The 13137-nt window shown below is 71.6% G+C and carries 13 protein-coding genes; 9 read left to right on the forward strand and 4 right to left on the reverse strand.

Annotation, left to right across the window (positions count from 1 at the left end):
- Positions 1–11 precede the first annotated feature (11 nt).
- Positions 12–527 (forward strand): DUF1203 domain-containing protein, encoded by a 516-nt coding sequence (locus E2651_RS33445; RefSeq protein WP_135335007.1) that lies wholly within the window; start codon positions 12–14, stop codon positions 525–527.
- Between the two features lie 9 nt (positions 528–536).
- Here E2651_RS33445 and E2651_RS33450 read toward each other — a convergent pair whose 3' ends face one another.
- The gene (locus E2651_RS33450) at positions 537–1403 is read right to left on the reverse strand and encodes a LysR family transcriptional regulator (protein WP_135335008.1); all 867 of its coding nucleotides are present in this window, start codon (positions 1401–1403) and stop codon (positions 537–539) included.
- A gap of 131 nt (positions 1404–1534) precedes the next feature.
- Here E2651_RS33450 and E2651_RS33455 point away from each other — a divergent pair, with 131 nt between their 5' ends.
- Complete coding sequence (locus tag E2651_RS33455) at positions 1535–2818, forward strand: MFS transporter (protein WP_135335009.1); 1284 nt, start codon at positions 1535–1537, stop codon at positions 2816–2818.
- On the opposite strand, the gene E2651_RS33460 is transcribed toward E2651_RS33455, so the two are convergent.
- Positions 2808–3824: an aspartate-semialdehyde dehydrogenase gene (locus E2651_RS33460; protein WP_135335010.1), complete on the reverse strand. Its 1017-nt coding sequence runs from the start codon at positions 3822–3824 to the stop codon at positions 2808–2810. The genes E2651_RS33455 and E2651_RS33460 overlap by 11 nt on opposite strands.
- A gap of 216 nt (positions 3825–4040) precedes the next feature.
- Here E2651_RS33460 and E2651_RS33465 point away from each other — a divergent pair, with 216 nt between their 5' ends.
- The 3 genes from E2651_RS33465 (at position 4041) to E2651_RS33475 (ending at position 6417) form a co-directional block, all read left to right on the forward strand.
- Positions 4041–4574 carry a sigma-70 family RNA polymerase sigma factor gene (locus E2651_RS33465; RefSeq protein ID WP_135335011.1) on the forward strand — a complete coding sequence of 178 codons (534 nt, stop codon included), beginning with the start codon at positions 4041–4043 and terminating at the stop codon, positions 4572–4574.
- A complete protein-coding gene (locus tag E2651_RS33470) occupies positions 4571–5380 on the forward strand; it encodes a hypothetical protein (RefSeq protein ID WP_245239386.1) in 810 nt (269 codons plus the stop codon). The genes E2651_RS33465 and E2651_RS33470 overlap by 4 nt, the downstream gene beginning before the upstream one ends.
- Positions 5381–5478: 98 nt before the next feature.
- Positions 5479–6417 carry a molybdopterin-dependent oxidoreductase gene (locus tag E2651_RS33475; RefSeq protein ID WP_167828968.1) on the forward strand — a complete coding sequence of 313 codons (939 nt, stop codon included), beginning with the start codon at positions 5479–5481 and terminating at the stop codon, positions 6415–6417.
- A 119-nt stretch (positions 6418–6536) separates the two neighbouring features.
- Here the strand turns inward: E2651_RS33475 and E2651_RS33480 are convergent, their stop codons facing one another.
- Entirely contained in the window at positions 6537–9842 is a 3306-nt protein-coding gene (locus E2651_RS33480) for a S8 family serine peptidase (RefSeq protein ID WP_135335013.1), read from the reverse strand.
- Between the two features lie 231 nt (positions 9843–10073).
- Complete coding sequence (locus E2651_RS33485; protein ID WP_135335014.1) at positions 10074–10625, reverse strand: CGNR zinc finger domain-containing protein; 552 nt, start codon at positions 10623–10625, stop codon at positions 10074–10076.
- 130 nt (positions 10626–10755) lie between these two features.
- Here E2651_RS33485 and E2651_RS33490 point away from each other — a divergent pair, with 130 nt between their 5' ends.
- The 4 genes from E2651_RS33490 to E2651_RS33505 all read left to right on the forward strand — a co-directional run.
- Positions 10756–11220, forward strand: coding sequence for a VOC family protein (locus tag E2651_RS33490; RefSeq protein WP_135335015.1), 465 nt, complete (start codon positions 10756–10758; stop codon positions 11218–11220).
- 33 nt (positions 11221–11253) lie between these two features.
- Entirely contained in the window at positions 11254–12198 is a 945-nt protein-coding gene (locus E2651_RS33495) for a pyridoxamine 5'-phosphate oxidase family protein (protein WP_135335016.1), read from the forward strand.
- A gap of 39 nt (positions 12199–12237) precedes the next feature.
- Entirely contained in the window at positions 12238–12687 is a 450-nt protein-coding gene (locus E2651_RS33500; RefSeq protein ID WP_135335017.1) for an NUDIX hydrolase, read from the forward strand.
- Positions 12688–12942: 255 nt separating this feature from the next.
- Positions 12943–13137 (forward strand): twin-arginine translocation signal domain-containing protein (locus tag E2651_RS33505; protein ID WP_135335018.1); only part of this gene is annotated, 195 nt, incomplete at its 3' end.

The following is a 13137-nucleotide window of genomic DNA, read 5'->3' on the forward strand; positions in this document are numbered from 1 at the left end:
ACCCTCAACCCATGACCACCACCGCATACACCGCCCTCCCCATCGACCCCGGAGCCCTCAAACAGCTCCGCGACACCGACGACGCAGGCCGCCCCTGCGCCCCGTACACGGACCGCACCGGCGGCGACCCCCTCCGCTGCTGCCTGCGCCCCATCGCCCCCGGCGAACACGTCGCCCTCGTCTCGTACGCACCGCTACGGCGCTGGGCGGCCGACACCGGCGCCACCCCCGGCGCCTACGACGAGCAGGGGCCCGTCTTCATCCACGCGGATGAATGCCAGGGACCCGCCCCGGACGGGGAGGGGGAGGAGGGCTACCCCTTCGCCCGGCCGGGAACACTCCGCACCCTGCGCCGCTACAACGCCGAAGGCCACATCGCCGGCGGCCGCCTCTTCGAGATCCCCGACGACGCAACGGCAGGCTTCGACGCGGCCCTCGCGGAGGCCTTCGAAGACCCCGAGGTCGTCCTCGTCCACGTCAGGGCCGTCGAGTACGGCTGCTTCCACTTCGAGGTGCGGCGCCCCTGAGAGGGGGAGCTAGGACACCGACGCGACCGCCCGCGCGAACGCCCGCACCCGCTCCGTCTCCGCGTCCCGGTGCCACACCATCCCGAGCACCGAGTCCGGCAGCCCCTCCACCGGCACGAACGTGACGTCACGACGGCCGTGGTAATCCGCAGTGGGGCTGCACAGCAGCATCCCGCCCCGCCCGGCCGCCACCAGCGTCAGACCCTCCTGCAGGGTGCGTACCTCCGGCGCGGGAACGGCCGAAGGGGCGTGCGCCTCGCGCCAGTAGGCGGGCGCCGGAGCCGACGCCGAGATCAGCGGAGTCTCCGTCAGCTCGGCGGCCTTCAGCGACGCCCGGCCCGCGAAGGGATGGCGTACCGACACGGCGACGTTCTGCGGCTGGCGGGAGAAGAGCGGACCGAGGACGAGGTCCGGCTCCGCGACCGGCAGCAGCACGATCGCGGTGTCCACCGCACCGTGCCGCACCGCCCCGAAGGGGTCCGAGAAGGGGATCTCCACGATCTCCGTCACGCACGCCGGATGCTGTTCCTGGAACTCCGTGATCGCCTCCATGAGCCGCGCGTCCGCCGTCCCCTGGAACCCGATTCGCAGCCGCCCCGACACTCCACGCGCCGCCTCCCGCGCCGAGTCCACCGTGGCGCTCAACGCCTCGTACGCCGGGCGCAGTTCGGCAAGGAATCGCTCGCCCGACGGGGTCAGCCGCACCCGGCGGCTCGACCGCTCCACGAGCCGCGCGCCGATCCGCCGCTCGAGCGCCCGAAGGAGCTGGCTGACGCGGCTCTGCGAGACGTACAGACGCTCGCCCGCACGGCCGAAGTGCAGCTCGTCGGCGAGCGCGATGAAGCACTCGAGCTCCCGTATCTCAAGCCCGCTCACCGGGTCCGCCTCTCATCCACTCATCCACTCATCCACTCATCCACGAGCCTCGCCTCATCGATGAGCCTCGCTCATTCAAGGATGAGATCTTCGGCGTTGTTCCCGGCGGGCGCCCCACGAAGGCTGGACCCATGAACACCACCACCACCACCGCCACCACCCGAGAACGCGCCCTGCCCCTCTCCGTCCTCGCCGTCGCCGCCACCACCTTCTCCGTCGTCACCACGGAGATGCTGCCCGTCGGACTCCTCACCTCCCTCTCCTCCGGACTCGGCGTCTCCGACGGCACCGCGGGCCTGACCGTCACGCTGCCCGGCATGGTCGCGGCGCTCGCCGCCCTGCTGCTGCCCGTCGCCGTGCGCAGCGCCGACCGGCGGACGGTCCTCTGCACGCTCACCGGGCTCCTCGCCGCCGCGAATCTGCTCTCCGCGCTCGCGCCCTCCTTCGGCGTGCTGCTCGCCGCGCGGGTCCTGGTGGGCGTCTGCATCGGGGGCGTGTGGGCGATCGCGGCCGGTATCGGCATACGTCTCGTGCGCGAGGAGGCGGCAGGGCGGGCCACCACGGTGATCTTCAGCGGGATCGCGGTGGCGTCCGTGCTCGGCGTCCCCGCCGGTACGTTCCTGGGCGAACTGGCGGGCTGGCGCTGGGCGTTCGTGGCCATGGGCGTGTTCGCGCTCGCTGCCGCGGGGCTGCTCGCCGCCGTCCTGCCGAAGCTTCCCTCGTCCGAGGCCGTGCGGCTCGGCGCGTTCCCGGGGCTGCTGCGGGGAGCGCCGCTGCGGGCCGCGCTCCTGGTGGTGCTGCTCCTGGTGACCGGCCACTTCGCCGCGTACACCTACGTACGCCCGGTCCTGGAGCGGGTGCCCGACCTCGGCGCCGGGCTGATCAGCGGGCTGCTCCTCGCGTACGGGGTCGCGGGCATCGCGGGGAACTTCGTGGGCGGCGCCTTCGCGGCCCGCGACCCGCGCCGGGTGCTGCTCGCGATCAGCGCGAGCCTTGCCGCCGTGGTGCTCCTCATGGGGCCCGCGGGCGGTTCGCTGCTCGCGTCGGTGGTGCTGCTCGTCGCCTGGGGGCTGACGTACGGCGGGGTCTCGGTCTCCGCCCAGCAGTGGGTGATGGCCGCGGCGCCGGAGGCCCGCGAGGCGGCGTCGGCGCTCTTCGCCGGGGTGTTCAACGCGGCGATCGCCCTGGGCGCGCTGACCGGCGGCCTGGTCGCGGACGGCCGCGGGGTGAGCGACGTGCTGTGGCTCGGGGGCGGCCTCGCGGGGCTCGCGCTGCTCGTCGTGGCGGGCGCGGGCGCGGGCACGCGGAAGGGGCGGTCACCACACAGCGGTGCCCGCCCCCATCGGCGTACGGAGAAGCGTCCGGAGAACCGTACGGAGAACCGTCCGGAGAAGCAGGACGTCGTCAGCCCTTGAGCTCGGCCGCCACCAGCTCCGCGATCTGCACGGCGTTCAGCGCCGCGCCCTTGCGGAGGTTGTCGTCGGAGATGAAGAAGGCCAGGCCGTTCTCCACCGTCTCGTCGTTGCGAATACGGCCCACGAAGGCGTCGTCCTTGCCCGCCGCGACCAGCGGGGTCGGCACGTCGGTGAGGACGACGCCCTCGGCCGAGGCGAGGATCTCGGTGGCGCGCTCGGCGCTCAGCGGACGCTCGAAGCGGGCGTTGACCTGGAGCGAGTGCCCCGTGAAGACGGGCACGCGCACGCAGGTGCCGGAGACCTTCAGACCCGGGATCTCCAGGATCTTCCGCGACTCGTGGCGGAGCTTCTGCTCCTCGTCGGTCTCGTTCAGGCCGTCGTCGACGATGGAGCCGGCGAGCGGAAGCACGTTGTACGCGATCGGCGCGACGTACTTGTCCGGCTCGGGGAACTCGGCGGCCGAGCCGTCGTGCGTGAGCTTCGGCGCGTCCTCGCCGACCTTCTTGACCTGCTCGAAGAGCTCCTCGACACCGGCGAGACCGGAACCGGACACGGCCTGGTACGTCGCCACGACCAGCGCGGTGAGCCCGGCCTCCTGGTGCAGCGGCTTCAGGACCGGCATCGCGGCCATCGTCGTGCAGTTCGGGTTGGCGATGATGCCCTTGGGGCGGTCCGCGATCGCGTGCGGGTTCACCTCGGAGACGACCAGCGGTACGTCGGGGTCGCGGCGCCAGGCCGAGGAGTTGTCGATCACTACGGCGCCCTGCGATGCGACCTTCTCGGCGAGGGCCTTCGACGTGGAGCCGCCCGCCGAGAACAGGACGATGTCAAGACCCGTGTAGTCGGCCGTGGAGGCGTCCTCCACGGTCACGCCGTCCAGGACCGTCCCGGCGCTGCGGGCCGAGGCGAACAGGCGCAGCTCGTCCAGCGGGAACTTCCGCTCGGCGAGGATCTTGCGCATGACCGTGCCGACCTGACCGGTGGCTCCGACGATTCCGACCTTCACAGGGAGTTCCTCCGTATGTGCATGCGCGTGGCCCGCTGACCTGGCGCTCGGGGTGCGTTCCATGATGCGTCTGTCCACCGTCGCCTTGTCCAATCCATTGTCCGAAGTACGGGATGTCACATCCCCGAGTACGGGATGTCACATCGCGGCGACCGTCGGCGAACGTTTCGGCCCGCCCCGGCGTCCTAGGGGAAACGCGGGGATGGGAGGGGTGCCTTGCTGCGGAGAAAAACGCGACGGGCCGCCGAGAGGCAGGAGAAGGCGGATCCGCTCGACGCGGCACAGCAGGACCGGGTGCGGGCGGTGCTCGCACTCGGTGGGGTGCCGCAGGCCGATCTGCCCGACGGCGTCCAGCAGGTCAGGCTCAAACTTCTGGAGCGGGCGGCGGACGGGCGCGAGGCGCCGCGTGACGTGTCCGCGTGGGCGGCGGTGGTCGCGTCGAACCTCGCCATGGACTGGCACCGGGCGCGCCGCAGGCAGGAGCGGCTCGGGGAGCGTCTCGCCGTGCTGTGGCGGGAGACCACCGACGAGGACGGCGCGGAGGCGCGGGCGCTGTCCCTCGCCGTCACGCAGGGGCTCGGCGAGCTGCCGGACGCCCAGCGGCAGGTCGTGGTCCTGCGGTTCTACGCGGACCTGCCGGTCCGGGCCATCGCCGATGAGCTGGGCATCCCGGAGGGCACGGTCAAGAGCAGGCTGCACTCCGCGGTACGGGTGCTGCGGACGCGGCTGCACGAGGGCGAGGTGGTGTGACGGTGCCTGGGGAGTACGAGGAGTACGACAAGGATTACGAGGAGTACGACAAGGATTACGAGGAGTACGACAAGGATGACGACGCGCTGCTGCTGGCGGTCGCGGGCGACCCCGTGCCGGACGATGTGCGCGATGATCCCGAGTTTCTCGCCGAGCACGCGGCGGCCGTGGCGGATGTCGCGCTGCTGAGGGAGCGGCTCGGCGCGGCGGGCGACGTGTTCGCCGCTCCGGGGCCGGCACCGGGGCCCGCGGTCGCCGTGCGCCCCGCCGGGGTCCGGCGCCGCCGCATGCCGGCGCTCGCCCTGGCCGCCGCCACGGCGGCCGCCGCGCTGATCGGCGGGCTCGGCTGGCTCGCGGTGGACAGCGGTGGCGGCATCACCCAGAGCGACGCCGACGCGGCTAAGGGAGCGGCTCCGGGGGACGGCAGGGCGGACGACGGCAGGGCGGACGACGGCAAGGCGGACGACGGGGCTGCCGAGGACCTCACGGACGAGGGGTACGTGGCGTGCGCGCGGCTCATCGTGGAGGGGACGGTGCGCCGCGTCGAGGCGATTCCCGGTGCCGAGCAGGACCGGATCGTCCTGGACGTCTCCCGCTACTACAAGCCGGACAGCGGCAAGAAGCGGATCACGTTCGTGATGAACGTGGACGTGGACCCGCGGCTGCGCCCCGGCGACCGGACGTTGATCGGCATCCCGCGGGGCGGGGCGTCACCCGACATCTGGTCCACGGGCGAGGAGGCCATCGCCAAGGACCGGGTGTGGATCGAGCGGGCCCTGCCCCGGGCGGAGGGCCTCAGGTGTTAGGCGCTGCCCGGAGCTGCCCGCAGGGCTTGGGGACTGCCCGGCACGGGCTACGTGTGTAAGGGGCGCATGGCGTCTATGGTTGCTACATGATGAGCCAAGTGCCCCTGCCTGAACCCGACTTCACCCCGCTGGACGATGTCTTCGTCAGGAAGCACCTGGGCGTGCCGGACATCGACGTCGCCGACTGGACCCTGACCGTGGAGGGCCTGGTCGAGCGTCCCCTGCGGCTGGACATGGCCGCCGTTCTCGCGCTCGGGGCCGAGCGGCTCCCCGCCTTCCACGAGTGCTTCGGGAGTCCGTTCGCGCCGGACGTGCCGACGCGGGCGGTGGCGCAGGTGGAGTGGGCGGGGGTGCCGCTGGCCGTGCTCCTGGACCGGGCGGTGCCTCGCGCGGCGGCCCGGCACGTCTGGTTCGAGGGCGCGGACACGGGGTCTTTCCACGGGGAGGACGGCCTGACGTACGTGAAGGACCTGCCCCTGGAAGTGGCCCGCCGTGACGTCTTCCTCGCCCACCGGATGAACGGCGAGCCCCTGCGCGCCGAGCACGGACACCCGCTGAGGGCGGTGGTGCCCCGGATGTTCGGCACGAACTCGGTGAAGTGGCTGACCCGGATCGTGCTGGCCGACCGCAGGGCGGACAACATGTTCACCACGCGCTTCTACAACCGCGTCCTGCCGGGTGACACGGAGCCGACCCCGGTGCGCGAAGTGGACGTCAGCAGCAAGCTGTTCGCGCCACGGGACGGCGCGCGTGTCGCGGCCGGCGGCGTCGAGTTGTCGGGGCGGGCCTGGAGCACCACGGAGATCGTGGCGGTCGGCATCTCGGTCGACGGGGGCCCCTGGGAGTCCGCGGCGGTGGACGCGCCGGGGGCCGGGCCCACCTGGCAACGCTTCGCTCTGATCCGGGAGTTGGCGCCGGGGGCGCACCGTATCCGCTGCCGTGCGACGGACCGGGTGGGCCGGGTGCAGCCGTTGGAAGGGGCGCGCAACGCGGTGCACGAGGTGACGGTCGAGGCGGCCGGGGGTGCTGCCGGGTAGCCGGCGGAACAAGACGCCGGCCGGACTGGAGCGATCCAGCCCGGCCGGAATCGGGGGAATGGCGGCCTCAAGGAGAGGCCTCAAGGAGAGGCCTCAAGAAAGGCCTCAAGGAAAGGCCGCTACGGGGTGACCTTCTCGATCAGCACGCTGCCGGTCCCGGTGACCGTGCCCCGCCCGTTCAGCAGGGACACCTCACCGAACAGCTGACGCCCCTCGGCCGCCGGCGCCTTCGCCACGACCTCCGCGGCGACCTGGGCCGACGCGCCGTTGGCCAGCTGCACCGGCGCCGACTCGTCCACGGTGACCGTGCCGAGCGCCGCCGAGAAGAACACGTCCCGGTAGTCGTACTCGGTGGTCCCGGCGGGAATCGAGTACCCGGCGACCTTGATCTCGTACGTACCGGCGGCGGGCTTGGTCAGGCTGACCGACTCCTCCGAGTCGCCGTCCGCCGACGACCCGACGACGGCGCCGTCCTTCAGGACCGACAGATCGAGGTCCGCCGCGGAGTCCGACGTCGAGCCGATCGCGACGTCCAGACGCCCGGCGCCCTCCGGCACGACCACGGTCGTGGTCTGCGTCTCGCCCTGCTTGATCGAGGGCCGCGCGGCCTTCGCCGACCCCAGCGGGCCGCCCTTCAGCTTGCCGTCGACCGCGGCGAAGTTGTTCGTCACCTTCCAGGAGACCGGCGCCGGCGTGCCGACCTTGGCCTCGGGAAGCTTCTGCACGGCGGGGTCGAAGGCGACGCCCAGTGCGGCGACGTCCAGCTTGTACGGGTTGTCGAGCAGCGGCGACGTCCTGCGCGACTCGATCTCGATCTCCCAGACGCCCGGCTGCGGGTCCGCGTACGAACGCAGGTCGGGGCGGCAGGTGTTGGCCGGGTTCTCGTAGTTCGGGTAGCAGACGAGCGACGAGGTGCTCTCGGCCGGGACGCCGTACGGGTGCACCGAGATGAACCGCGTCTGGCTCTTGTCCTTCAGGCCGCCGAGGGCCACCTCAAGGGTCTTGGCGCCCTTCGGCACGGTCACGAAGTACGACTTGGTGCTGTTGCGCTGCACCGAGTCGGATGCCGAGAAGGTGTACGAAGGCTTCGCGAGCGGCGCCGAGACGACGACCGTCGACATGATCTGCTGGTCGACGCCCTCGGTGCGCTCGTCGTCGACGGTGAGGACCGCGCTGTGCAGTCCGGTGGACCCGGCCTTCGCCTGGACCTTGACCGTCACCGGCTTGTTCAGCGGCAGCGAGATCTCGTCGTCGCCGAGCAGCCGGAACGTACCGCCGTGGTTGTTCTCGAAGTCCAGCTCGTGGCGCACGGCGCGGTCCGGACCCGACGTCCGCGTGATGGTGACGTCGTACGTCCGCTTCTGGCCGACCTTCAGGCCGCCCTCACGGTCGTAGATGCCGGTGCCGGGCTTCTTCAGCTCCTGCTCCAGGGCGGTGTCCACCGGCGCCTTCACTGTGTAACTGTGGGCGCTCGCACCGGACTTGATGGCACCCCAGGCGCCCACGATGTCGATCAGGCCGGTGCCCTGCGCGTACGCCTGCTCGCCGCGGATGTGGTCCGCGGTCGACGTGAGCGCGGTGCGCAGCTTGGCCGGGGTGAGGTCGATCTTCTTCTGCTCGGCGGCGCTCAGGAGCAGCGCGGACGCGCCCGCGGCCTGCGGGGACGCCATCGACGTACCCTGCAACATCGAGTATCCGGCGGGGAGTTCGTAGCCCGCCTCGGCGACCGGGGAGCCCGGCAGCCAGGTCTGCGTGGTGTTGATGGCCGAGCCCGGCGCGGAGATGACCGGCTGGAAGCCGCCGTCCTCACGCGGGCCGCGCGAGGAGAAGTTCATCATCGCGTACGACTTCTCCACGGCGGAGCCGTAGTTGGCGGCCCAGGTCTCCTTGGAGATGGACGCGCCGACGGAGATGACCTTGTCGGCGAGACCGGGGTCGCCGATGGTGTTGGCGCCGGGGCCGGAGTTGCCGGCCGAGATGACCAACTGCACGCCGTACTCGTCGATGAGCCGCTTGTAGAGCTCGGCGCGCGCGTTGTTGCCGTCGTTGAGGGCCGGGAGGCCGCCGATCGACATGTTGACGATGTCGACGCCGCGCTTGGTGACGAGGTCGATCATGCCCTCGGTGAGCGCGACGTTCGTGCAGCCGCCGGACCAGGTGCAGGCGCGGGACGAGACGAGCTTGGCGCCGGGCGCCGCGCCGTTCATCTTGCCGCCGAACAGGCCGTTGGCCGCGGTGATGCCCGCTACGTGCGTACCGTGCTCGGACTCGATGAGGCCGATGTTGACGAAGTCGGCCTTCTTGCCGACCCAGTCGCCGCCGTACGGGTCGGTCGGCACGTCCTTGCGGATCTCGACGACGAACGGGACGCGCTCGGCGACGTCGGTCGCCGGGTCGTCCTTGCCGAAGTAGGCGACCTGGTGGCCGTCCTTGTACGGCTTCATCGTGTCGTCGTCGGTGAAGTCCTTGTTGTCGTTCAGATCGACGCGGACGGTCCCGGCGGCCGGGTCGTAGAGCACGCCCCAGGTGTCGGTGGTGTCGCCGTCGCGGTTCAGGTCGCCCTTGGCGTCGCCGCCGGTGGTGGCCTTCTCGCTGAACCGGCTGATCTGGTACGCGCCCGCCGGGGCCTTCCAGGTCTGGCCGTCCCAGGTGAAGACGGGCCCGGTGACGGGGTTGGTCATCCGCCGCCAGGTCGCGTCGCCGTCCACGATCGGGTCGGTGGCGGTCACCCAGTCGGTGATCTTCCGCTCGCCGGTGGTGGTCTTCTGGAGCGCGGGGTGACCCAGGTCGATGCCGGAGTCGAGGATGCCGATGGTGGTGCCGCGGCCGTCCGCCTTCGGGTTCTGCTTCACGAAGTCGACGGCGCCGGTCTCGAAGGAGGGGTTGTACGGGTTCTTCGCGGGGGTGTTCTCGCCGGGACCCGCGTACGTCCCCTCGGCTGCGGTCTTCGCCCCCTTCGCCCGGTCGGCGGCGGGCGTCGGATCGTCCAGCTCGATCTCGTGCCGCAGGTCGATGCCGTGCACGGAGGACAGCTTTCCGGCGGCCTCGATCGCGGCGTCGGCCTGCGCGGTGGGTACGGAGGCGCGGACGTAGCCGAGCTTGTCGTTGATCCGTCCGACGGAGCCGCCCTTGACGGCGTCGAGCCGTCCCGCGACCTGCTCGGTGGCGCCGGGCGCGGTGGCGACCATCATCGTGACGGTCTTCTCACCGTCCGCCTTCGCCTCCGCGAGCAGGTCGGCGTCGGCCGAACCGAGCTTGCTGTCGGCGGACTTGGGGGCGGGGGCGCCGGGGTCGTCGTCGGCGGCGAGGGCCATGGGTATGGGCCCGGCGGCGGAGAGCGCGGCGGTGAGGCCGACGGCTATCGCGAGCCGAGCCGTGCGTCTCGCCCGCGATCTGGGTGTGGAGGGTGTGGCTTCGGGGGTCATCAGCATCCCTGTACGTAAGGTCGAAAGGGTCCGGAATTCGGTACCGGATGACCGCTTAGCTTCACGTAAGAGACTGCTGTTTGGGGAGAGTTGTCCGGGGCGGATCCGGGCGTGGCGTAATTCCGCCATGTGCCACCGGCGGCATTGCGGACTATTCGCCCCCGGGGTGAGGGGTGCCGTTGATCACCGGCTCCGCCGAGTTCGTCCTCAAGCGCCGGACGGGCTAGATCTTCAGCCCTCGCGGGACCTGGCGTAATGGCGGGACGCCTTCGCCCTGTTGCCGCACGCGGCCATCGAGCACCACCGCCGCGTCCCGTTCCGCGACGTATCGAAGAAGTGCAGGATGCACGCCTCGTGGGCGCACCGCCGGATCCGATCCGGCGCCGCGGCCAGCAGCCCCAGGTAATCCCGCGCCGCCAGCCACGCCGCCCCCCAGCTCGCGTCCTTGAACTCGGGCTCCTCGCCCGGCCCTTGCTCGCTCAGCGTCGCCCGGATCCGCCCGTGCCCGAGGATCTTGTTCACGCGGGCGACCCCCGCGGCCTCGCCCGGCGCGTCCACCACCGAGGCGATCGCGTCGCGGGCCAGCAGGACGTGCTCCAGCGTCCGCCCATCCGCCTCGAAGCGGTCCGCGATGCCGTTGGCCGTGAGCCAGATACCGAGGCCCTCGGTGTCGGTCAGCAGGTCCTGGCGTACGCCGTCCAGCATCCACCGCGTATTGAGCAGGTCGAGGGAGAGCGGCTCGCCCACGAGAGGGCGAGGGTCGCGAGCGGCGTCGGCGGACATGGGGGCTCCCTTCACGGCTAACCAGTAAAGAGTACGTGACCGGTTGACGCTCGCCAGATCTAACCTCTAACATCAATATCACCGGTTAGTCCGCGTCGAGCGGGCGGCCACCGCCGACAAGGGGAGAGTCATGACCGCGACCAGCACGCCGAGCACACTCCGCACCGGCCACATCGGCCTGAACGTCACGGACATCGAGCGCTCGCTCGCCTTCTACCGCGACGTCATCGGCTACGGCGTGATCGGCGAGGGCAAGGAGGAAGGCCGCAGGTTCGCCTTCCTGGGCGAGGGCACCAGGCCCGTCCTCACGCTCTGGCAGCAGGCCGACGCCGCGTACGCCGCCACAAACGCCGGCCTGCACCACCTGGCGATCGAGGTCGACACCATCGAGCAGGTCCGCGCGTACGAAAGCGCCCTGCGCGCATACGGCGTGGAGTTCGCCTACGACGGCGTGGTCCCGCACGGCGAGGGCGCCGCATCCGGAGGCATCTTCTTCCACGACCCGGACGGCACGCGCCTGGAGATCTATTCTCCGACCGGGGCCGACACCGCCACCGCGCCGGTGGAAGCGGCACCCACCTGCGGCTTCTTCTAACCCCGGTATCCCCGGAAGGACGCGACGAACCCCATGACCGCGCACGCATCCGAAGGGCCCTACCGCCAGGGCTCCCGCACCGTCCAGGAGCGAGTCGGCGTACGCGACCTCGCCGATCACGCGGGCCGGTCGATCGGCGACGGCATCCGCCCCGTCGCCGCGGCCTTCCTCGAGCTCCAGCCCATGCTCGTGCTCGGCGGCGCGGACACCGAGGGAGCCGTCTGGGCCTCGCTGCTCACCGGCGCCCCCGGATTCGTGCGGGCCACGGGGCCGCACCAGATATCGATCGCGGGCGGCCTCCCCAAGGCCGACCCCCTCGCGACGGCCCTCGCCCGCGAAGGCACCCCCGTCGGCACCATCGCCCTCGACCCCCGCACCCGGCGCCGTATGCGGCTGAACGGCAGGGCGCGCCCCACCCCGCGCGGCCTGGTGATCGAGGCGGACCAGGTCTTCGCGAACTGCCCCAAGTACCTCCAGAAGCGGGACCTCCTGGAGGGGAAGGCGCCGGGCCGCCCCTCCGCGCCCCGCCAGGGAGTGAGACTCACCGGCGACCAGCGCGCGTTCATCGCCGCCGCCGACACCTTCTTCCTCGCCACGGTCCACGAGCACGGGGCCGACGCAAGCCACCGGGGCGGCAATCCGGGGTTCGTCGAGGTGCCGTCCCCCTATGAGCTGGTCTGGCGGGACTACCCGGGCAACTCCATGTTCCTGACCCTCGGCAACCTCGCCACCGACCCCCGCGCCGGGCTCCTCTTCCTCGACTGGGCGACCGGCACCACCCTCCAGGTCTCCGGCACGGCCCGCACGGAGTACGCGGAAGACGGCTCCCGCACGGTCCGCTTCACCGTCACCAGGACCGCCGAAACCCTGGGCGCGAGCCCCTACGCGTGGTCGCAGCCGGAATACTCACCGGCGAACCCGCACTGGACCCCGCAGGAGGAACCCGCACCAGGAACCCGCACCAGGAACCCGCAATAGGAGGACCGTATAAGGGCCTATTAGGTCTAGCGTCAGCCTGTGCACAAAGAGCTCCGGGTGGCGGCCTACGCCGTATGCGTACGCGACGGGCAGGTGTTGCTGGCCCGCTGGGTGGCGGGCGACGGCAGCAAACGCTGGACGCTGCCCGGCGGCGGCATGGACCACGGCGAGGACCCGTACGACACGGTGATCCGTGAGGCGGACGAGGAGACGGGCTACGTCATCGAGCCCGTCACGCTGCTCGGCCTGGACTCCCTGCGCCGCCGCTACCCCCGCAAGCTCGGCGCCGTCGCCGACTTCCACGGCCTGCGCATCATCTACGAGGCGCGGCTCACCGGCGGCGAGCTGCGCCACGAGACCGACGGCTCGACCGACCTCGCGGCCTGGCACCCGCTGGAGGCCGTCGCCGACCTCGACCGGGTCGGGCTCGTCGACATCGGCATCGGCCTCTGGCGCGAGCGGCCGGCCGACGGCCACCTGGTGCCCTGAGGCCTCGGTGCCCCTTCCCTTCCCCGAAAGGTGAACATGGAGTGACGGCCTCCTCTCCGTCCGGAGAGGGGTTCATGGCCGCGCAGGGTGCCCGCTGATCCACGTACGGTGATCGGCGCTGCCCGTTGCGGTCTCGTTAACGTGCAGGTCATCCCGGATGCCAACGATCCAGTACGAGCGGGAAGTTCGGGCACCGCAGTACGCCGGACTCCCCGCGACCACTGCCGACGCGTCCGCAATCGGGGAGACCGCGCCATGCCGCGCATACGCTCTGTCGCCACCGCCGCCCAGACCGCCACCCACTCAGTCACCGCCGCCGCATCGGCCGTCGACCGCCGGGCCTTCCTCGCGGCCACCGGAGCGGTCTCCCTCTCCGCGGGCGTCGGCTACGCGCTCCGTCCTGGCAGCAGCCACGCCGCCGCGGGCGGCCCCGCCCCCGTCGCGCTCTCC

Source organism: Streptomyces sp. MZ04 (genome assembly GCF_004684775.1).
Taxonomy (GTDB): domain Bacteria; phylum Actinomycetota; class Actinomycetes; order Streptomycetales; family Streptomycetaceae; genus Streptomyces.